Raw genomic sequence first — 21670 nt, 5'->3', positions numbered from 1 at the left:
ATTATTTATAAGGGGATATGCTCATGAAAATAGTGGACAACGGTCCGTCATCAAAAATAGAGCAACCAGAAGTAATGAATAAGCCGGTGGATGATTCAGTGCTAGGAACCAAAAGTATTCCGTTACTATATTTACGGTTTGCTTTGGCGGGAATTATGGCTAACGTAATTTTAGGAGTTGTATCGGTTGTTGATGGCTATTTCGTCAGTGGCTTTCAGGAGCTGGAAGTCGAAGGGATCGGAATTGGATTTACGGTCATGGTTATTACCCGTATGATTGGTGTTCTTTTAGGTGTGGGAGCCGGAGCGGTCATTTCACTTCGGCTTGGAAAAGGCAAGATAGAGGAAGCTAGAGGTATTATGGGACAAACTTTATGGTTTACTCTTTTCCTTTCCACTTTGTTAGCCATACTTGGATTGATCTTTGAAAATGATATTATGATTTTATTTGGAGCAAGTGATGAAGCGCTTCCATATGCGGTGCAATATAGCCGACTGCTATGGATTTCGTTGCCATTAACGATATTGGCCGTTGTATTAAGTATTTTAGCTAATATCGATGAAAAACCTATATTATCAATGAACAGTTGGTTAGTCGCAGCGGTGGTTGCTGGGACTATGGAATGGATTATGGTAGTGAAGTATGACATGGGGATGATGGGTTCTTCATGGGCTAATACGATTTCGCAATCGATTCCTGCTCTCCTAATCTTTTATTTCTGGTTTGGTAAAACAAAACTTAAGCCGAAAATGAAAGATATGATGATTAATCTCAAGAAGATTGGTGAAGTGGTTTGGACGGGCTTTGCATCTTTCTCGAGTCAGTTCATGATGTTTATTGCAATTATTTTCACCAACAACTTACTGCAAAGCTACGGTGGTGGTTTGCACGTTGCAGCTTTCACAATTCAAAACGGTTACATTACAAATCTCCTCGCCTTAGCAGCGCTCGGTGGGATGACAGGACTTCAACCGATTATTAGTTATAATTACGGTGCGGGCAACCTTGATCGTGTGAAACAAGCAATTAAGATGGGACTCATTTTTACAGTTTCCTTCTTTGTAATCGTGACAGCCATACTAATCATTTTTGCAGATCCAATTGTGGCATTTTTTTCCGGTGGTAATCCTGAATTACAGAAACTGGGTATTTGGACGACAGTTATATTCAATTGTTTGTTTACGCTTAGTGCAGTTAGTTTGCTTATCTCTGGTTATTTTGAATCACAAGAAAGAAACTGGTCCGCAACGTTTATTAGTGTAAGCAAAATATTGTTGTTCATGTTACCGTTTCTATTTATTTTCCCGAAATACTGGGGTGTAGAAGGTGTATGGTACGCTGCTCCTGCTGCAGAAATTCCAGGTGTTCTCATTGCCATATACTTTATGAGAAAAGAGTTCAAACGTTTAAAAGCTACCAATGTTAATACAGCTACCAATGTTAAAACAGTAGATTTATAGGAACGTATTCCGTCAAAATTACCAATAAGAAAGAGGGATATCATCATGTTTTTTGCGAAAAAAATTACAGCAGAAGAAGCAGAGCAACTAGGTGCCAACACATGGGAACCGTGGGTAGGCGAACCGAATAAAGGAACGTGGCATGTAGAAGAACAGGAAGTTTTCTATGTGACAGACGGTGAAGTGTTTATTACTGTTGATGGAAAAAAGTATCATATTACAAAGGACTGGGTCGTTTCCTTAGCTAAGGATCTTGTTTGTGAATGGGATTGCCCAGTATTTCTGAAAAAGAATTATAAGATGAACCATGAGATTAATCTAAAATAATGTGAACTGGGGAGTGGACAAATGCTAAGCAGATGACTGCTCCTGTGTATTCAATGGATAAGATTAAGATTAGTAATGTTGAAGAAATGTATGCAAATAAGTTTACATACCGTCAAATGAATGCGCTTTCTTTTGTGAGTGTAATAAATACATAGGACGGTTATTTTAAAATAGGAGGCTTCACCATGGTAGTAATGAAAAATGTACAAACGTTGAAAAATTATATTGGCGGACAATGGATAGAATCTACAAGTAAACATGTTGAAGATGTACCAAATCCAGCAACAGGAGAGATTATTGCTCGTGTGCCTCTTTCGACTAAAGAAGATGTAGATAGAGCTGTAGCAACTGCTAAAGAAGCATTCAAAACATGGAGAAAGATCGCTGTTCCTCGGCGTGCTCGGATTCTATTTCGCTATCAACAGCTATTGATTGAAAACTGGGAAGAGTTAGCTAAACTCGTAACCTTGGAAAACGGAAAAAGTTATCAAGAAGCATACGGTGAAGTACAGCGGGGGATTGAATGTGTCGAATTTGCCGCAGGCGCACCCACTTTAATGATGGGAGAACAACTTCCCGATATTGCTACCGGTGTTGAATCAGGGATGTATCGTTACCCGATCGGAGTAATCGCAGGAATAACGCCATTTAACTTTCCGATGATGGTGCCATGCTGGATGTTTCCACTCGCGATTGCATGCGGAAATACGTTTGTATTAAAACCATCTGAAAGAACACCGCTATTGGCTAATCGCATAGCTGAACTGTTTAAAGAAGCAGGTCTTCCAGATGGAGTACTAAATATTGTGCATGGTGCACATGACGTCGTTAACGGCATTCTTGACAATGAGGATGTGAAGGCTATATCTTTCGTTGGTTCCCAACCTGTGGCTGAGTATATATATATAAAACAGCAGCAGCTAACGGCAAACGTGTACAAGCTCTTGCAGGGGCAAAAAATCATTCGATCGTATTAAAAGATGCGGACCTTAGTTCTACAGTGAAAGAAATTATAAATGCTGCTTTCGGTTCAGCTGGTGAACGATGCATGGCTGCGGCTGTTGTTGTCGTGGAAGAAGACGTTGCAGATGAGCTCGTTAATAGACTGCTTCAAGAGGCTAATGCAATTACGATTGGTAATGGCCTGGAAGCAGGTGTTTTCCTTGGTCCTGTTATTCGTGAAGGACATAAAGAGCGGACACTCGGATACATTCAATCCGGTGTAGAGCAGGGAGCGACACTTATTCGTGACGGACGTGAAGACGATGCAGCAAACAGCCAAGGTTATTTTGTTGGCCCAACGATTTTTGACAATGTGACACAGGAAATGAAAATTTGGCAAGATGAAATCTTCGCACCGGTTCTTTCTATTGTACGCGTAAAAGACTTAATGGAAGCGATTCGTGTTGCTAATGCATCACCATTCGCAAATGGTGCATGCCTGTACACAAATAGCGCTAAAGCTATTCGTGAATTCCGTGAAGAAATTGATGCAGGTATGCTTGGGGTTAATCTTGGAGTTCCCGCTCCAATGGCATTCTTCCCATTCTCAGGTTATAAGAAATCCTTCTATGGTGATCTTCATGCAAATGGAAAAGATGGCGTAGAATTCTATACTCGCAAGAAAATGCTTACGGCTCGTTATTGAAAGAATGATATGAAATCATAAAAAGATAGAATGGAGTTGGTGATTGTGCAAGCGACAGAGCAAACGCAAAGTTTGAAAAAAACAGATGAAAAGTACCTTTGGCATGCAATGAGAGGAGCAGCCCCTAGTCCAACGAATTTAATTATCACAAAAGCAGAAGGGGCATGGGTGACGGATATTGATGGAAACCGTTATTTAGACGGTATGTCCGGTCTTTGGTGCGTGAATGTTGGGTATGGTCGAAAAGAGCTTGCAAGAGCGGCTTTTGAACAGCTTGAAGAAATGCCGTATTTCCCTCTGACACAAAGTCATGTTCCTGCTATTAAATTAGCAGAAAAATTGAATGAATGGCTTGGTGACGAATACGTCATTTTCTTTTCTAACAGTGGATCGGAAGCGAATGAAACAGCGTTTAAAATTGCTCGTCAATATCATCAACAAAAAGGTGATCATGGACGCTATAAGTTTATTTCACGCTATCGTGCTTACCACGGTAACACAATGGGGGCTCTTGCAGCAACAGGTCAAGCGCAGCGAAAGTATAAATATGAACCATTGGGGCAAGGATTCTTGCATGTAGCACCGCCTGATACGTATCGAAATCCAGATGATGTTCATACACTGGCAAGTGCTAATGAAATCGATCGTGTCATGACATGGGAGTTAAGCCAAACAGTAGCCGGTGTGATTATGGAGCCAATTATTACCGGGGGCGGAATTTTAATGCCTCCTGATGGATATATGGAAAAAGTAAAAGAAATTTGCGAGAAGCACGGTGCGTTGCTCATTTGTGATGAAGTTATATGTGGATTTGGACGGACAGGGAAGCCGTTTGGATTTATGAATTATGGCGTCAAACCAGATATCATTACAATGGCAAAAGGTATTACAAGTGCGTATCTTCCTTTGTCAGCAACAGCAGTTAGACGAGAGGTTTATGAGGCATTCGTAGGTAGTGATGATTATGATCGCTTCCGCCATGTGAATACGTTCGGAGGAAATCCTGCTGCTTGTGCTTTAGCTTGGAAGAATTTAGAAATTATGGAGAATGAGAAACTCATTGAACGTTCCAAAGAATTGGGTGAACGACTGTTATATGAACTTGAGGATGTAAAAGAGCATCCAAATGTAGGAGATGTTCGCGGAAAAGGCCTTCTTTTAGGCATTGAACTAGTGGAAGATAAGCAAACAAAAGAACCAGCTTCTATTGAAAAGATGAACAAAGTCATCAATGCTTGTAAAGAAAAAGGTCTAATTATTGGTAAAAATGGTGACACGGTTGCAGGTTACAATAATATTTTGCACCTTGCGCCTCCATTAAGCATCACAGAGGAAGACTTTACTTTTATCGTTAAAACAATGAAAGAATGTTTAACTCAACTTTAATTAATTATTGATAAATCTTGTTAAAAAGCGGAAGAGCTTATTGAAAGATATAACTTTAAATACTGAATGAATTACTCGAAAAGAGTAATTCCGAAAGGGTTGAGTTTATGAAAGCTGATGTTGTATTGATAAATGGAGAAGTTATTACAGTAGACCGAAAGAATAAAGTAGTCGAAGCTGTAGCAATAAAAGATAATCGTATCGTAGTTGTTGGCTCAAATCAGGAGGTTAAGAGTTTTATAGGAGAAAAAACGGATGTAATTGACCTGCAAGGAAAAACGCTTCTTCCTGGATTCATTGATTCCCATATTCACCTCATTTCTCATGGACTAAATCAATTGGCTGTCAGTTGCAAAGCTGAACATATTGATTCTATCGAGGCTTTGTTAGATGATTTGAAAAAGAAGGCTTCAGAAACGCCAAAAGGTGAATGGATACGTGCTTGGGGCTTTAATGAAACCGCTGTGAAGGAAAAGCGTTATCCAACAATTACTGAGCTGGATGAAATTTCAGTTGAACACCCTATTATTGTAACCCGTACTTGCCACCACATAAGCGTGGTGAACAGCAAAGCATTAGAAATTGCGCAAATTAACGAGAACACACCGAACACGAGTGGGGGGGTTATTGAAAAGAATCAGGCAGGTAGGCTTACAGGAAAGTTAATTGAAGCAGCAAATATGAGGATGAGCGAGGTTGCAAGTTATACAGAAAGTGAAATGATGAAGGCTGTGAAAATTGCATCAGATCATTTCGTTGCAGCGGGCATAACAAGTATACATGACGCAGGTGGAGATGGAGCTGAGAGTTATCGTTTACTACAACAAGCTGTGAAGAGTAGGGATATTCGTGTCCGAATATATGCAATGATATGTCAAATAAATAACTCCCATGAATTTGTTAATAAAATGGTCGAAGCTGGTGTGGTAACTGGTACCGGAGATGAGAGATTCAAAGTCGGACCAGCTAAATTGTTTACAGATGGAAGTAGCACTGGGCCTACAATTGCAACCCGTAAGTCGTACTCGAGTGACCCTACCAATTATGGCATTCTTTATTATAGTGAGGAAGAAATTTACCGGGTTTTAGGTGAAGCGCATAAAAAAGGTTATCAAATCACTGTACATGCACAAGGCGATAAAGCTATTGAAATGTATTTAAATTGTGTAGAAAGGGCGCTAGAGGAATCACCAAGAAAAAATCACCGTCATCGAATCGAGCACGCGGGAATTTCTTCACCAGATTTACAAGAGAGAATGAAAAAACTTGAGATGATTCCTATTCCAAATCCTCCATTTCCATATGAATTCGGAGAGATATATGTAGAGCACTATGGTGATCGTGTGAATCACATGTACGCTGCTCGTGATTTTATTGATCGTGGTATCATTGCAGCAGGTAGTTCGGATGCACCAGTTACTGACTATAATCCTTTATTAGGAATTCATGTTGCTGTCAATAGAAAAACCAAGTCTGGAATAGAGGTTGGTGCTAATCAATCTATAAGCGTAATGGAAGCTATTAAACTATACACATGGAATGGTGCTTATGCGAGTTTTGAAGAAGAGATAAAAGGAAGCATAGAGACCGGAAAGTTGGCGGATTTAGTTATATTAAATGACAGCATTTTAAGTGTCGATCCAAACCAAATTAAAGATTTAAAAGTAGAAACAACTATTATTGATGGTGAAATTATCTATCAAAAAGAACAATCAGTGAAAATTTAATGTAGATTCAGAGAATATTACAGGAGCACCTCGCGTATATGAGGCAGCTGGAATGGAAGTACAGAGTAAATTTGTTCGTTTTGATAAGGAAGTTTTGTTGGAAGATAAAGAAGAAGTCCAGTGAGGAATTGCTGGGCTTTTTTGTTTTTGTACTACTAAGGATCACTTTTCAGAAATGAGAATTGAGTGATTAAGACTGGACGGATGTATTGGGTATGCAAAGAGAAGTAATTTTACTAATATATTAAACCTTCAGGCAGATATGTGAACAGAGCGTATGGTGAATGTGGAAATAGAATTTAAAATTGACAGTAGCAATGGAAATGAAATTCATTTAAATGGTGGAAAAGTGTAGTATAAACAATACATATTAATGTGTATGTGATAAATAACCGAGGTGAATACTTTCTCCTCGGTTATTTATATTGTAATAATATTTATACTAGAATCATATTGAATAGATGTATTTTATTGTTAATTTAGTTAAAAATTAATCAGATTTATGTATAATGATTTATTGAAAAAATAATTGAACTTTTCAGATAAATGAATTAATATGAAGTAAGCAATTTTAAGTTTTATAGAAAATAGGAAGATGAGGGGGTTTGGAAATTTTATAAGAGGCAAAATAAGATTTTAGGATAGCTTTAAAGTTAGTCTAAAATGACGTTTGTTTCATCATTTTCAAGCCGAAGAGGAATTAGGGTAAAGCATCTTACTTTAAATGCGGCTATGAATCATCTAAGAGGGGGAAATGAAGTGGCAAACAAAGAATTGAAACGAGGTTTAGAAGCACGTCATATTCAAATGATTGCTTTAGGCGGAACAATTGGTGTTGGTTTGTTTATGGGGTCAGCCAGCACGATTAAATGGACAGGTCCGTCAGTAATGCTTGCATATGCAATCGCAGGTGTTTTCATCTTCTTCATTATGCGTGCCATGGGAGAAATGTTGTATATGGAGCCAAGCACAGGTTCATTTGCGACATTTGGCCACAAGTATATTCATCCGCTAGCTGGTTATATGACAGCGTGGAGTAACTGGTTCCAGTGGGTTATCGTTGGGATGTCAGAGATTATCGCAGTTGGGGCGTATATGAAATATTGGTTCCCAGATTTACCGGCTTGGATACCTGGTGTTATTGCAATGGTTATTCTTGGTGCTGCTAACTTAATTTCGGTTAAGTCATTTGGTGAATTTGAATTTTGGTTTGCAATGATTAAAATTGTTACGATTTTATTAATGATTATTGCCGGATTCGGTCTCATTTTCTTCGGAATTGGGAACGGAGGAGAAGCAATTGGTATATCTAATCTGTGGAAAAATGGTGGTTTCTTCACAGGTGGTTTTTCAGGATTCTTCTTTGCGCTATCACTTGTAGTTGGGGCATATCAAGGTGTGGAATTAATCGGGATTACTGCTGGTGAAGCGAAAGATCCGAAGAAGACACTTACTAGAGCAATTCAAAGCACAATTTGGCGTATTCTAATTTTCTATATTGGTGCTATTTTCGTTATTGTAACTGTTTATCCTTGGGATCAATTAAGTTCAATTGGTAGTCCGTTCGTAGCAACTTTTGCGAAGGTTGGTATTACGGCAGCTGCGGGACTTATTAACTTCGTTGTTATTACAGCGGCAATGTCTGGTTGTAACAGTGGTATTTATAGTGCTGGACGTATGCTTTATACGTTAGGTGTAAATGGGCAAGCACCGAAATACTTTGCGAAGATTTCTAGTAACGGTGTACCTTTATTCGGTACAGTTGGTGTAATTATCGGTTTAGCGGTTGGTGTTGTTTTAAGTTATATCGCGCCAAAAAACTTATTCGTATATGTATATAGTGCGAGTGTACTTCCTGGTATGGTGCCATGGTTTGTTATTTTAATTAGTCAAATTCGTTTTAGAAAAGAAAAGGGAGCAGAGATGAAAGATCATCCATTCAAAATGCCATTTGCTCCTGTTACAAACTATTTAACAATTGCCTTTTTAATTATGGTATTAATCGGTATGTGGTTTAACGATGATACTCGTATTTCACTAGTTGTAGGTATTGTTTTCTTAGCTATCGTAACAATTAGTTTCTATGCTTTCGGAATAGGGAAGAGAGCTCCGTTAGAAGTTCAAAATGATCAAGAGATTTCAAGTAAATAAAGGTAATAAAAAAGTCCGATTTCTTATTTAGAAATCGGACTTTTGTTATTAAAACTTTTCTAATACAATCTTCCCAATTGTACGTCCACTTTCAAGTAATGCATGTGCTTTTTTAAGGTTTTCTGCATTAATTGGTGTTAACGTATCATTTAAAGTAGTTTGAAGAATACCTTCATCTAATAGCTCGCTTACTTTATTTAATAGTTCGTGCTGCGTAATCATATCACCAGTTTCATACATCGCTTTTGTAAACATAAACTCCCAAACGAATGTAGCACTTTTACTTTTTAAAATCCCCATCTCAAGAGGGTGCTCATTTTCGACGATAGAGCAAATTTTCCCTTGTGGTTTAATGAGGTCACCGATTGCGTGCCAATGTTGATCAGTATTGTTTAAGCAGAAGATATAATCTACATCTTTTAGCCCAAATTCTAATAGTTGATCTTTTAAAGGTTGGTGATGATTAATTATATAATCGGCACCGAATTTTTCAACCCAGTGTATGGTTTCGTTGCGGGATGCGGTTGCGATTACGTTTAGTCCAGCCCATTTAGCTAACTGAATAGCAATCGAGCCAACACCACCAGCTCCGCCGATAATTAAAATGTTTTTAAATGTGTTTTCGCTTTTTTTAGAGTAATCGATCCCTAAACGCTCAAATAAACCTTCCCACGCGGTAATGGCTGTTAAAGGAATTGCTGCAGATTCAGCATCACTCAACGTTTTTGGTTTTTTACCAACAATTCTTTCATCAACTAGATGGTATTCACTATATGTACCTTGTCTCGTTATGCTTCCAGCGTAAAATACTTCATCGCCTTCTTTAAATAATGTACAACCTTCGCCAGTTTGTACGACAACGCCACAAGCATCCCAGCCAAGTATTTTTGCTACATCTTCTTTTTTATCTTTCGGAGATCGAACTTTTGTATCAACTGGGTTAACGGAAATCGCATTGATCTTAACGAGTATATCTCTTCCTGTGGCAACAGGTCTTTCAACTTCAATATCAATTAAACTGTTTTCTTCTTCAATAGGTAAGTATTCATGTAAACCAATTGCTTTCATTTCTATTCCCTCCATTAAAGTAAGAGTCTTTTTCTCTTTCATTATAGATGGGAAGTGTTGTTATGTAAAAAAGTACATTCCTTTTTATGCTGTCGTTGATTTAGTTTTAAAATTCTGATAAATAATGTACAATCGGTATAGAAAACAATGCGAGGTGAATGACTAATGACAGCAAAACTAAGCAAAAGCGATTATTTAATCGTAATGGCAATTATCATTATGTATTCGTTAATTGGTCACGTATTAAATTTAGATGTTTTAAAAGTTATGGCTATTCATACAGATGATTTTAGTGTTAGTTTCGTAGGAATTGCTATATGTTATATCACAGCTAGGTTATTGTTTTTTGCTATTCGGAAATTTAAAAATGATAAGTAATGCTGTAATGAAGAATTTGTGAACAACCTAAAAATAATAGTTGAAACAATGGAAGAAGAGAAGGAGTTTATTTCTAACAAGAGGAATTCTTTACTATATTGTTTTATTCAAAACTAAATGTAAAGGTGGATACATAATGACAGTGAAAAAGCTTTATTTCGTCCCAGCAGGTCGTTGTATGTTAGACCATTCTTCTGTTAATAGTACGCTCACACCGGGGAATTTATTGAACTTACCTGTATGGTGCTATTTGTTGGAGACAGAAGAGGGGCCTATTTTAGTAGATACAGGTATGCCAGAAAGTGCAGTTAATAATGAAGGGCTTTTTAACGGTACATTTGTTGAGGGACAGATTTTACCAAAAATGACTGAAGAAGATAGAATCGTAAATATTTTAAAGCGTGCAGGGTATGAGCCAGAAGATCTTTTATATATTATTAGTTCGCATTTGCATTTTGATCATGCAGGGGGCAATGGTGCTTTTTTGAATACACCGATCATTGTACAGCGTGCTGAATATGAGGCAGCGCAGTATAGAGAAGAATATTTAAAAGAGTGTATTTTGCCGAATTTAAACTATAAAATTATTGAAGGGGATTATGAAGTTGTACCAGGTGTTCAACTGTTGTATACACCGGGGCATTCTCCAGGGCATCAGTCACTATTTATTAATACGGAAAACTCTGGACCTGTGTTATTAACGATTGATGCATCGTACACGAAAGAAAATTTTGAAGGTGAAGTGCCATTTGCAGGATTTGATCCGGAATTAGCTTTATCTTCAATTAAACGTTTAAAAGAAGTTGTTAGGAAAGAGAATCCAATTGTTTTCTTTGGACATGATATAGAGCAGGAAAAGAGCTGTAAAGTGTTCCCTGAATATATATAAATAGAAAAAGTCATGGGCCTATTAGCTCATGACTTTTTCTATTAAATAACCTTTTTAAATAAGTTATATACTTTTTTCGAATTCCCTTCATTTAATTGATAATAAGTAAGATCTACGTCATCAGGAGTGTTTTGATGGGCAATCATAACTTCACTACTGTTGTTATCTACTATCCAAATTAAATATTGTTTATAAGTCCCATCTTGGAAAGTAATCCACATGTTACAATCTACTGAATCAGAACCTTCTTCATCTAGCGTTAAATCGCCTTTTTTTGCTGTGTCCATACTGTTAATGAATGTTTTTAATTCATCTGTTTTTGTAAGGAAGATAGATTTTTTTGTTTTAATTGACTCTACATGTATATCTTTTATTTCCTGTTTTCCTAAAAAGACAGGAGGTGCATTTGGGTCTCTTTGAGTTGAAATAATAGTAGCTTTCTTCTTTGGTTTGCTTGCTGTATAGAAATCTTGAATAGATTTTCCAGAGTTGAAAAACCATACGATTCCAAAAATAATCAATACACTACCTAGCAGTAAAATAATTTTCTTAATAGAATATTCTCCTCTCTATTACTTCGTTTGAAGAGCTTTTCTATTAATATATGATAGGTAAGCGTAAAGTATTATAGTTGTACGTGGCTATGCTTCACAGTTTTTATAGGGCGATCAACGAGTAAATTGTAAGTAAGCCCTATTAATACGAAAATTCCACCGACAATTTTGCCCATTGAGAGTTCGTGTGACAAGAAGAAATCAATGATAGTCCCCGTAAATAATTGTCCGATAAAGATGAGTAACGTTAAATAAAATGCTGGAATTTTAGGAGTAATATAGTTTGATAATGAGATGACGATAACACCTACTAATCCGCCTAAGTATACAGCGATAGGTATGGATTGCAGTGTATGACTAGAAATATACAACGAATCTGAACTGAAAATTAAAAATAACATAGAGAAAAATAATCCAGTAATATAATTAAAAAACGTACCTTCCCAATTTCCAATTTTCTTTGCTAAATTCGCGTTAATAATTCTAGCAACAACGATGGATACTCCAACTAAAATAGCGATACAAATATATAACATATTCTTGCCCCCATTAATAAATTGTCATGATAATAATTCCAGAAGAGATGAATAATAACCCAACTAGTTTTTTCTTTTCAAACTTCGCAACTTTCATACCTAATAAACCGAAATGATCAATTACGATAGAAGCAATAGATTGACCAAGTAAGCCTAATGCGATAGTAATAGAGGCACCAAGAGCAGAGAAGCTTATATTGCTAAAAAGAACAGTGAATACACCAATCGCTCCAGCGCTATATAAATAAAGCGGAATACCTTTTTCAAAGTGAATTTTATTTTTGTTAAGGACTAGCACGAAAACAACTGCTATTAAACCTACAAGATGAATGACAACACTCGCTGTATAATTGCCAATCAACTCAGATAAAATTCCGTTCAATGGAAGCATAATGGCAATAAGCACACCAATAAAGACAGAAAGAAAGTTATACAATGTAATATCCCCTTTGTATTTCATGTTTGTAATGACTGTATCATGTTGAAATTGTGTATTACTATGACATATGTCATAGTAGAAGAAGAAAATTTTGATTAAAATGGGGATGAGTTGTAAAGGTGGGGAACTATGAAGAAAGTATGTAATTCAAATAAATTAGCAGATTATATGAAACAAAATAATATTGACTCATTTTTTAGTAGTGATATGAAGCCATATATGGAACTTATATTTTTTAAAAAGACTGAGTTCATTTGTAGAGAAAATGAAGAGATAGATTATTTATATTTCTTTGTTGAAGGAAAAGCGAAAGCGTTTAACACATTAAGTAATGGAAAGTCCGTATTATTATGTTTTTATGATAGCTTGCAATTGTTAGGGGATGTAGAGTTAATTCACTCTCAAAGGATCACTTCAAACGTACAAGTCATGGCAGATTCTTATTGTGTTGGCTTGCCTTTAGGGAAAGTTAGAAATCAGTTGTTTCATGATGCGAAATTTTTAAGATGTATTTGTGGTTCTTTAGCCAATAAATTAAATCGACTTTCAAAAAATAGTACAATTAATTTACTGTATCCGCTTGAAAATCGACTTGCGAGTTACATGTTAGCAGCAGGGGAACGAGCGGTTCAGCACGGAAATAGAATTGTGTTTAGTGGGAATTTAACGGAAACAGCCGAATTGTTAGGAACGAGTTATCGGCATTTATTACGAACATTAAATGTTTTTTGTGATAAAGAGATTATAAAGAAAAATAATGGTTGCTTTGAAGTGATGAATGTAGATGTTTTGCGGGAATTGGCTGCGGATGTTTATAAATAGGAGGGGATTATAAATGATTACACCTATATTTAGAATTTTTGATGTTGAAAAGGCTCATTTGTTTTACATTAACTTTTTAGGGTTTAAGTTGGATTGGGAACATCGGTATGAGGACAATATGCCGTTATATATGCAAATTTCGTTACATGATGTTGTGATACATTTATCAGAACATCATGGGGATGCTTCACCAGGTGGTGCGATTCGTGTGAAAATAGAGGATTTAAAAAGTTATTATGCTACTTTATCAAGTAAAGATTATGCTTATTCAAAACCTGATATAGAGAGAACACCTTGGGATACAATTGAATTAACTGTGATTGATCCGTTTTTAAATAGAATTACATTTTATGAGGAAATGGTTTAGAAATTGAGGTTTCATAAATAATTTATCAAAATAGGGGTTACAATGAAAAGAAAAATAGCGATAATTTCAGATATTTATGGAAATAGTCACGCTTTAAAGGCGGTATTAAAAGATATTTCATGTCGTAAGGTCGAAATGATAATAAATTTAGGTGATAGTGTGTATGGACCGTTAGATCCTTTAGGGACAATTGAAATATTAATGAGTAACGAGATGATACATATTAAGGGGCGTTTACTTTATAGTAAACTGCTCTTTTTATTTTGGGTAGATATTGAATTATATAAAAATAAAATGTTATGATTATGGAAACGTATGAACATATGAACATGTATTCATGTGTTTGTGAGAAGGAGGGATTGGAGTGAAAGATATAATTATCGTTGGAGCTGGTCAAGCTGGATTAGCAATGGGATACTACTTGAAGCAGGAAGGATATAGTTTCTTATTACTTGAGGCGGGAAACCGAATTGGTGATTCATGGAGAAACCGATATGATTCTTTGGAGCTTTTTACACCGAGGGCATATAGTAGCTTGCCAGGTATGGCATTAATAGGAGAGAAAAATGGATTTCCATATAAAGATGAGATTGCAAATTATTTAGAAGGATATGCAACGTATTTTAAATTACCTGTACAATTGCAAACTGAAGTTTTAAAAATAAGGAAAGAGAAAGAAATATTTGAATTACACACTCCTACAGAAATTTTACAATCGAAAAAAGTTATTATCGCATCAGGTGGTTTTCAGCAACCATTCATCCCCTCATTTTCACAACATCTTTCATCACATATTTTTCAAATACATTCATCACAATATAAAACACCATCACAAATTCCTAAAGGGAAAGTACTAGTAGTAGGTGGCGGGAATTCAGGAATGCAAATAGCAGTAGAACTTGCAAAAACTCATGAAGTTACAATGTCTATAAGTCATCCTTTAACGTTTTTACCGTTACATCTTTTTAGAAAAAGCATTTTTAATTGGTTAGAAAAAATAGGTTTATTGTATGCCGAAATAAATACAAAAAGAGGAAGGTGGTTTCAGAAAAGAAAGGATCCTATTTTTGGTTTTGAAGGTAAGGAACTCATTCGTAATGAAGCAATGAAACTATGGGGAAAAGTAGTAAGTGCATCAGAAAATAACATTATGTTTCAGAATGGTGATACGTATAGGGCACAAAGTATTATATGGTCAACTGGTTTTGTTCAAGATTATAAATGGATTGAAATAGAAAAGGCTGTGAATGAGAAAGGATTTCCTAATCATATAAAGGGAATAAGTCCAGTAAGAGGATTGTATTATATCGGATTGCCCTGGCAATCTCAAAGGGGCTCTGCGCTTATTTGTGGTGTAGGAAAGGATGCGACCTATTTACTTTCTGAGATTAAAAAAATAGATCAGTAGCAACAGCTACTGATCATCCATATGTACATGAATTAGGAGAGGTCAAACATTTATTAACTTTATTATAATAGATTTTCACGGGATAAAAAACTGAAAATTCTTATTTTTGTGTTGAGAAAGTTTTTTTGTATCGAAATATATGAAAAAACAGGAATTTTCATTGGGAAGAAAAATGATATTTATATTTTAGTAAATTATGATATAGTCTACATTAGAGCTATTTCCATAAATATAATTACTTGTAAATTATATTTATGTGAAGGAAGGAGAAGCAATTATGAAGTTTGATGATCAACGCCTACTAGGAGCCCGATTAGGTTCAATGCTCGTAACAGAAGAAAATCAATATTTAATAATTAAGAAAAAAGATCATTATGCACTATTGAATATACATAATTTAGAATGTACACATGTCGAAGTGCAGTTAGAACATATTGAAGAATTGTTGCATGAAGATTTCCAAGAAAGTATAACGGAAATTATAGCACCAGAACATATTAAAATTGTGGTGAAAAATGTTATATAAAGAAAGAAGCTGGGAGAATCAGCTTCTTTCTTTATATCTGTTTCGTTCATTATAGGGATAACATTTTTAAAACCTCACCAATAATCCCATCCTTTTGATGAACACCTAAATCCGAGTTCGTCATAATAACAGCGCCATTACCTCGGTATGGATTACATACAATCATACATTGAAATCCAACACCCCATCCAAGTGAGTAAATTTGTAAGTCTTCATTAGAATCATCTAGAAAAATACCTAATCCAGTCCATTTTGAGCAGCCTTGAGGAGAAATCATATCTAGTACTGTTTTTTGAGAAAGTTCTAGTTTGCTATTTCCTTGTAAGGAATGAATGAGTTCGATTACTAAAGCTGATAAGTCGGTTGGTGTTGTCCAAATGCCTGAAGCAGCTGCGAATGGATAAAATGGATAGTTCTCATTTGTTACAGTTTCATCTTTATTATGCCCGCAAGCAAAAGCATCGGTTTTATCTATGACTTCGGGAGAGAAGAGTGTACTATTTTTCATTTGTAGTGGCTGGAAGATAAGTTCTTCTAGTAACTGACTAAATGATTTCCCAGTAATATCTTCTAGTAGTTGTTCGATTATACAAAAGTTTGCGTCTGAGTAGTGAAATTCACTTTCTGGTTCATAATTCATTTCTATAGGTACTGGGCAATATAATGTTCTACCAGAAAGGACTTCAGGAATTTTAGGTATTCCTTTCTCTAGCTTATAATGTTCAAAACTATTAGGAGGATCAATGATTCCAGATTGGTGACTTAATAAGTTTCGCAACGTGACTTTTTTCTGTGAAGTAAATAGATTGGTAGGGATGTTCCAGGATGTGAGTCTATCAGTTACGTCTTCATCTAAATGTACGATTTCTTGATCTGATAATGTTAGTACGAGCATTGTGGTGATGAATTTGCTAATAGAACAAGAATTGAGGATGGAATCCGTAGTGACAGTTCTATTTGTTCCAGATTCAAGTGTTCCAAAGGCAGTCGCTTCGTTTAGTTTGCCATCACGTATGACGGCAAGGCTTAAACCAGCAACGGAATATTGGTTCATTTTCTCGTATATATTGTTACTTTTTAAGTTCATAGTTGCTCCTTTCTTTTTAAAAATAGAATATTAACTTTATTATACATTAGTAAATAGATAGAAGGAGAGTAAAAGAAAACACTTCATCTTTTACCGATGAAGTGTTTCTTATTTTAAGTTAATTCGAAGTGAATGCTTTAAAAAATTTATCTCGATACATGTACATAAGCCATGAGGTTGTTATTAAGGAAATAATGATTTCTTTGTTTTTTATTGGTGCATTGAAAACGAGCCAACCAACTATATCAAATAATAAATGTAGCACGATTGAAAGAACTACAAATTGCAATAACGTATTCAAAAATCTTTTCATAAAGTGTCCCCCTAAAATAATAGGTTTTATCAATAATGTTGTATATTACTATTATACATTAAATGTGTGTCATGGTAAAATTTACATAAGTTAGTGAAAAAATAAATAAAAGCTAGTAAGGGGGAACGTTCATGGAATTTTGGATGGTTATACCGATAGCAGTCTTTGGGTTCATTTATATCGCTGAAAAACTAACTAAAATTGAAAAGAAAAATGATGCGCGTTTAAAAAGGATTGAAGATAGATTACAATTAATTACGAAAGAAATGGGAATTGTAGAAGGAGAACCTGAGATTAATAAAGCTGAGATTAATAAAGCTGAGATTAATAAAGAATTACGTCAGCTTGTAGAAGCAGGAAAAAAAGTTAAAGCAATTAAGAGGGTGAGAGAGGCTTTTGGATTTTCATTATTAGAAGCGAAGCAATATGTGGATAAATTATAAAAAAGATCATCCAATTTGGGTGATCTTTTTTCACTGCACCATGCGTGTATTTACATAAGCAGCAATTATAAAGTGTCCAATTACAATGATAGGAATAATGATTTTGACATTAGGAGTAGTGAAGACACTACCGATTGTAGCAATGACACCAGCAAATAAATTATAAAGACCGACTATTTTTGATAACTTGACTTTATCCGGCACGCGGCGTTCATTGAATCCTGATAAGAGCCAAGTGTATTGTTTTACTCCAATAAAATAAGCTAGTGCAAATGAAATAATTGCTAGTATGAATAATGATGGGGAAGCGAATAGAGTCACCAGAAACACCTCCGTTAATGGGCTATAAATAAATTATAGTATGAATGTTATAATTTAACAAAATACAATTTTGATTTTAAGTTTATTAAAAATGAGATATTTACGATGAAGGGAGATTACATATGAATATTTCGGAATTCCAGCAATATGTATCGAGTTTCAGTAAAGAAAAAGGGTTTCAAGATACAACAATTGAAGAGCGTACGATGTATGTGATGGTGGAATTAGGTGAATTAGCGGAAGTTATATTAAAGCGTGATAAAATACAAGATTCGAAAAGAGAGATTGGTTTAGAAATGTTTGATGTAATTTGGAATGTATGTGATTTAGCAAACAAATTAGAAATTGATTTAGAGAAGGCGTTTGAAGAAAAAATGAAAATTAATAAAAAGCGTGAATGGTAAAAAGAAGATTAAGTTTTAAAGCGTACAGAATTTTGTACGCTTTTTTATTAATCGCATGAAAAATATGTAAGAAAAGATGGAACAAACTTTTGGAATGAATTGTCTATTATAGGTAATAACTATTTATTTTGAAAGAAAGGATTGATAAGGATGAAAAAGAATACGTTGATAAAAGTAGGATTATGTGTAAGTTTACTAGGAGCGATTCAATTTGTTAGTACAATTTCTTCTGTACAAGCAGAACAAAAGGTAGAGCAAAAAGTAATAAAGAATGAGACCGGAACTATTTCACTTTCTCAGTTAAACAAAAATGTATGGGTTCATACGGAGTTAGGTTATTTTAACGGAGAAGCAGTTCCTTCGAGTGGTCTAGTTCTTACTACTTCTAAAGGGTTAGTACTTGTCGATTCTTCTTGGGATGATAAGTTAACGAAGGAACTAATAGAGATGGTAGAAAATAAATTTCAGAAGCGCGTAACGGATGTCATTATTACACATGCGCACGCTGATCGAATTGGCGGAATTAAAACGTTGAAAGAAAGAGGCATTAAAGCGCATAGTACAGCATTAACTGCGGAACTAGCAAAGAAAAATGGATATGAGAAGCCACTTGGAGACTTACAAACAATTACGAATATGAAGTTTGGAAATATGAAAGTAGAAACGTTCTATCCAGGGAAAGGACATACAGAAGATAACATTGTCGTATGGTTACCGCAATACAAAATTTTAGCTGGAGGCTGTTTAGTGAAATCTGCGGAAGCAAAAGATTTAGGAAATGTTGCTGATGCATATGTAAATGAATGGTCCACATCGATTGAGAATGTGTTGAACCGATATGGAAATATAAATTCAGTAGTACCTGGTCATGGGGAAGTAGGGGACAGAGGATTACTTTTACATACATTGGATTTGTTGAAATAAGAAACTGTGGGAATAAAAAAGAGAGGAGAAAACAATTTTCTCCTCTCTTTTTTCTAACTATATTTAAATGCGAAGCTATCGATTACGCCTGAATACGTTACTGAGATTTTAATTCCAAGTATACAAATACCAGTACCGTCATAATTGCTATAATAACGTAAGTAACATCAAGCATTATAAGTGTCTTTAAAGTTTCAGTCATCCTAATTCACCCCTGTTATAAAGATATAACATGATCTCTCTATCAATTAAATAAGAGATCATAAAGATAAAATGTACATGAAATTTCTTAAGTAGTTTCTATATTAATATATCATAAATTAATGTAAACAATGTTAAGGTAGTGTAAAAGTACTGTAAATAAAGGGAGTTCTCATAATAACCTTAAAACATTCTCAACTAATAAAATACGCTATTCTTTCTTTTGGATTATAAGAAAGAATAGCGTATTTATATGTGAAATTTTGTATTTTATAAATCAAAATTATTTACGCAAGAGATTCAAAATGCTTTATCGCCAAATATAGTAAGAAATCTTAGTTTTGTACAATGAGCTAGTAAAAGATTCATTTTTATTTATATATTGTTAGACTTTCTTTAAAGCAATTATTTAGCGATTTGGAAGCATCAACAGAAGTGTACATGCCTATGTATAAATTTTAGAGTGTCAATAAAAATATTATGTCAACAATATGAACTGTCACAAATTTTCATATATTATTGTGATTGATATCACATCCCTTTTTCTCAATGGGCATTATGCTTAGTTTGTAAGGAATGATTGGGAGAGGGTGGGATGATATGTTTTGTTATCAATGTGAACAAACGCCAACAGGCGGATGTAAAGTGATGGGTGTTTGTGGTAAGAATGAAACCATTGCAAGTTTACAAGATACGATTGTGTTTGGATTAAAAGGAATTGCTGCTTATCGTACTCATGCTGCTCAGCTAGGGTATACAGATGCATTTGTAGATGCTACAACGCAAGAAGCGCTATATATGACATTAACAAATTCTAACTTTAATGAACAAGAACATATTGATATGGCTATGAAAGTTGGGAAATCAGCTTTACGGGTGATGGAGTTGTTGGATGAGGCACATACGAATCACTTTGGTGTTCCAGAGCCTGTTCAAATTACACAAAATCATGTAGAAGGTAAGGCAATTGTAGTTACTGGTCATAATTTATTTGCATTAGAGGAACTATTAAAGCAAACAGAAGGAAAAGAAATTAATATTTATACGCATTCTGAAATGTTACCAGCACACGGATATCCAAAGCTGAAAAAATATAAACATTTAAAAGGAAACATTGGTAAGGCATGGTACGATCAACGACGCCTTTTTGAAAAATTCACTGGCGCCATATTAGCTACAACGAACTGTGTTATGCCAATTAAAGGATCATACTCTGATCGATTCTTTTCATATGATATTGCAGGCTTAGAGGGCGTACAAAAAATTGAAAATGATGATTTTGCACCATTGATTCAAAAAGCGCTAGATCTTCCCGAAGTACATATGGAGTCGGATGAACAGTTAGTAACAGGATTTCATCATAATACAGTATTATCATTAGCTCCAGAAATTATTGAGGCAGTAAAGGAAGGGAAAATAAAGCGTTTCTTTGTCATCGCAGGTTGTGATGCACCAGGAAAAGGCGGGGAATACTATCGTGAATTAGCAACGTCCCTTCCGCCAGAAACGGTTATTTTAACAACTTCTTGTGGAAAGTTCCGCTTTAATGATGTAAGTTATGGTGTTGTACCTGGTACGGAGATTCCGCGTTATATTGACTTAGGGCAATGTAATAACTCAATTTCTACAGTGAAAATAGCGGCCGCTTTAGCAGATGCTTTTCAATGTGAAGTAAATGAATTGCCAGTGAGTATTGTCCTATCATGGTTTGAACAAAAAGCAGTTGCCATTTTACTTGGGCTATTTAGTCTTGGTATTCAAGATATTCGCATTGGTCCAAAGGCCCCTGAATTTATTTCACCTGGTGTGCTTGATGTATTACAAGAAACATTCGGTTTAAAACTAATTACAACCGCAGCAGAAGATATGAATATGATGTTATCGTAACAAAAAGGATGTCCTATATGTAGAGTTGGCTTTATAAAGAATTTGTATGTATTCGCAAGCTCATGTACTAGATGCACAGGTGCATTAGTAGAAGAACAAAAAAATGATCCGTCTTCTTAATAAGGAGAGCTAGCCACATTCATTAACTTCGGAATATTATAACGCCCAAAACAAAAATGCGGAATTTTTGTTTTGGGGTATTTCCTTTTTTTAGCTGGATAGGTATGTGGTGAGATTTCTTAAGAAGAAAATAGGCAGTATCCAATAGATAATAGCGGATTTAAGAAAAAATTTAAAAATCGAGTTGACATTCTATCTACACAGTCATACAATGTAGTGGTAATGAGTAATACTGAATAGCGTAGTTTTTAAAAATATATTCAGTATCCAATAGGCAAAAGCGG

22 protein-coding genes and 3 pseudogenes are annotated in these 21670 nt (G+C 35.2%); 18 read left to right on the top strand and 7 right to left on the bottom strand.

What is annotated here, in order from left to right; translation table 11 throughout:
* The first annotated feature begins 23 nt into the window (after positions 1-23).
* The 7 genes and pseudogenes from MHI07_RS15745 to MHI07_RS15715 all read left to right on the top strand — a co-directional run bounded on the left by MHI07_RS15745 (position 24) and on the right by MHI07_RS15715 (position 8699).
* The gene (locus MHI07_RS15745) at positions 24-1460 is read left to right on the top strand and encodes an MATE family efflux transporter (protein ID WP_340824963.1); all 1437 of its coding nucleotides are present in this window, start codon (positions 24-26) and stop codon (positions 1458-1460) included.
* Positions 1461-1505: 45 nt separating this feature from the next.
* On the top strand, positions 1506-1787 hold the full coding sequence (locus MHI07_RS15740) for a cupin domain-containing protein (RefSeq protein ID WP_340824961.1): 282 nt from the start codon (positions 1506-1508) through the stop codon (positions 1785-1787).
* 185 nt (positions 1788-1972) lie between these two features.
* Positions 1973-3435, top strand: a pseudogene (locus MHI07_RS15735) (CoA-acylating methylmalonate-semialdehyde dehydrogenase).
* A gap of 30 nt (positions 3436-3465) precedes the next feature.
* A complete protein-coding gene (locus MHI07_RS15730) occupies positions 3466-4821 on the top strand; it encodes an aspartate aminotransferase family protein (protein WP_340824959.1) in 1356 nt (451 codons plus the stop codon).
* Between the two features lie 107 nt (positions 4822-4928).
* The gene (locus MHI07_RS15725; protein WP_340824957.1) at positions 4929-6548 is read left to right on the top strand and encodes an amidohydrolase; all 1620 of its coding nucleotides are present in this window, start codon (positions 4929-4931) and stop codon (positions 6546-6548) included.
* Positions 6541-6672, top strand: a pseudogene (locus tag MHI07_RS15720) (GNAT family N-acetyltransferase); the annotation flags it as partial. The gene MHI07_RS15725 and the pseudogene MHI07_RS15720, both read left to right, overlap by 8 nt.
* Positions 6673-7307: 635 nt before the next feature.
* Positions 7308-8699 carry an amino acid permease gene (locus MHI07_RS15715; protein ID WP_340824955.1) on the top strand — a complete coding sequence of 464 codons (1392 nt, stop codon included), beginning with the start codon at positions 7308-7310 and terminating at the stop codon, positions 8697-8699.
* Positions 8700-8747: 48 nt separating this feature from the next.
* Here MHI07_RS15715 and MHI07_RS15710 read toward each other — a convergent pair whose 3' ends face one another.
* Positions 8748-9767: a zinc-binding alcohol dehydrogenase family protein gene (locus MHI07_RS15710; protein WP_340824953.1), complete on the bottom strand. Its 1020-nt coding sequence runs from the start codon at positions 9765-9767 to the stop codon at positions 8748-8750.
* 165 nt (positions 9768-9932) lie between these two features.
* On the opposite strand from MHI07_RS15710, the gene MHI07_RS15705 reads away from it, so the two are divergent.
* Together MHI07_RS15705 and aiiA are read left to right on the top strand one after the other, a co-directional pair.
* The gene (locus MHI07_RS15705) at positions 9933-10145 is read left to right on the top strand and encodes a hypothetical protein (RefSeq protein ID WP_286097510.1); all 213 of its coding nucleotides are present in this window, start codon (positions 9933-9935) and stop codon (positions 10143-10145) included.
* A 136-nt stretch (positions 10146-10281) separates the two neighbouring features.
* Positions 10282-11034 (top strand): quorum-quenching N-acyl homoserine lactonase AiiA, encoded by a 753-nt coding sequence (gene aiiA, locus MHI07_RS15700; RefSeq protein WP_340824949.1) that lies wholly within the window; start codon positions 10282-10284, stop codon positions 11032-11034.
* Between the two features lie 41 nt (positions 11035-11075).
* Here aiiA and MHI07_RS15695 read toward each other — a convergent pair whose 3' ends face one another.
* From MHI07_RS15695 to MHI07_RS15685, 3 genes are all read right to left on the bottom strand, one after another.
* On the bottom strand, positions 11076-11555 hold the full coding sequence (locus MHI07_RS15695; protein ID WP_002161034.1) for a hypothetical protein: 480 nt from the start codon (positions 11553-11555) through the stop codon (positions 11076-11078).
* 104 nt (positions 11556-11659) lie between these two features.
* Complete coding sequence (locus MHI07_RS15690; RefSeq protein WP_002121102.1) at positions 11660-12124, bottom strand: DMT family transporter; 465 nt, start codon at positions 12122-12124, stop codon at positions 11660-11662.
* 13 nt (positions 12125-12137) lie between these two features.
* The gene (locus MHI07_RS15685) at positions 12138-12584 is read right to left on the bottom strand and encodes a DMT family transporter (protein WP_002121099.1); all 447 of its coding nucleotides are present in this window, start codon (positions 12582-12584) and stop codon (positions 12138-12140) included.
* Positions 12585-12692: 108 nt separating this feature from the next.
* On the opposite strand from MHI07_RS15685, the gene yeiL reads away from it, so the two are divergent.
* The 5 genes and pseudogenes from yeiL (at position 12693) to MHI07_RS15660 (ending at position 15686) form a co-directional block, all read left to right on the top strand.
* Positions 12693-13385: a transcriptional regulator YeiL gene (yeiL, locus tag MHI07_RS15680; protein ID WP_340824946.1), complete on the top strand. Its 693-nt coding sequence runs from the start codon at positions 12693-12695 to the stop codon at positions 13383-13385.
* Between the two features lie 13 nt (positions 13386-13398).
* Positions 13399-13752, top strand: a complete 354-nt coding sequence (locus MHI07_RS15675) for a glyoxalase superfamily protein (protein WP_340824944.1) — start codon at positions 13399-13401, stop codon at positions 13750-13752.
* Between the two features lie 42 nt (positions 13753-13794).
* Positions 13795-13983, top strand: a pseudogene (locus MHI07_RS15670) (metallophosphoesterase family protein); the annotation flags it as partial.
* A gap of 133 nt (positions 13984-14116) precedes the next feature.
* Positions 14117-15160, top strand: a complete 1044-nt coding sequence (locus MHI07_RS15665) for a flavin-containing monooxygenase (RefSeq protein ID WP_340824942.1) — start codon at positions 14117-14119, stop codon at positions 15158-15160.
* Between the two features lie 277 nt (positions 15161-15437).
* The gene (locus MHI07_RS15660) at positions 15438-15686 is read left to right on the top strand and encodes a hypothetical protein (protein WP_088099389.1); all 249 of its coding nucleotides are present in this window, start codon (positions 15438-15440) and stop codon (positions 15684-15686) included.
* A gap of 49 nt (positions 15687-15735) precedes the next feature.
* On the opposite strand, the gene MHI07_RS15655 is transcribed toward MHI07_RS15660, so the two are convergent.
* Together MHI07_RS15655 and MHI07_RS15650 are read right to left on the bottom strand one after the other, a co-directional pair.
* Complete coding sequence (locus tag MHI07_RS15655) at positions 15736-16773, bottom strand: serine hydrolase domain-containing protein (protein ID WP_340824938.1); 1038 nt, start codon at positions 16771-16773, stop codon at positions 15736-15738.
* Between the two features lie 118 nt (positions 16774-16891).
* A complete protein-coding gene (locus MHI07_RS15650; protein WP_070144248.1) occupies positions 16892-17086 on the bottom strand; it encodes a hypothetical protein in 195 nt (64 codons plus the stop codon).
* A 131-nt stretch (positions 17087-17217) separates the two neighbouring features.
* On the opposite strand from MHI07_RS15650, the gene MHI07_RS15645 reads away from it, so the two are divergent.
* Entirely contained in the window at positions 17218-17529 is a 312-nt protein-coding gene (locus MHI07_RS15645) for a hypothetical protein (RefSeq protein WP_340824936.1), read from the top strand.
* Between the two features lie 30 nt (positions 17530-17559).
* Here the strand turns inward: MHI07_RS15645 and MHI07_RS15640 are convergent, their stop codons facing one another.
* Entirely contained in the window at positions 17560-17850 is a 291-nt protein-coding gene (locus MHI07_RS15640; protein WP_340824934.1) for a DUF3784 domain-containing protein, read from the bottom strand.
* 122 nt (positions 17851-17972) lie between these two features.
* Between MHI07_RS15640 and MHI07_RS15635 the strand changes: the two genes are divergently transcribed.
* From MHI07_RS15635 to hcp, 3 genes are all read left to right on the top strand, one after another.
* Positions 17973-18254, top strand: a complete 282-nt coding sequence (locus MHI07_RS15635; RefSeq protein WP_088078985.1) for a MazG nucleotide pyrophosphohydrolase domain-containing protein — start codon at positions 17973-17975, stop codon at positions 18252-18254.
* 150 nt (positions 18255-18404) lie between these two features.
* Positions 18405-19178 (top strand): BcII family subclass B1 metallo-beta-lactamase, encoded by a 774-nt coding sequence (gene bla2 / locus MHI07_RS15630; RefSeq protein ID WP_088078984.1) that lies wholly within the window; start codon positions 18405-18407, stop codon positions 19176-19178.
* A gap of 801 nt (positions 19179-19979) precedes the next feature.
* Positions 19980-21266 (top strand): hydroxylamine reductase, encoded by a 1287-nt coding sequence (gene hcp, locus MHI07_RS15625; RefSeq protein ID WP_340824930.1) that lies wholly within the window; start codon positions 19980-19982, stop codon positions 21264-21266.
* The last annotated feature ends 404 nt before the right edge of the window (positions 21267-21670 follow it).

This window comes from Bacillus sp. FSL H8-0545 (assembly GCF_038006105.1).
Taxonomy (GTDB): domain Bacteria; phylum Bacillota; class Bacilli; order Bacillales; family Bacillaceae_G; genus Bacillus_A; species Bacillus_A cereus_U.
The sequence above is the reverse complement of the archived record's forward strand: the minus strand, read 5'-3'. Positions and strand labels throughout refer to the sequence as shown.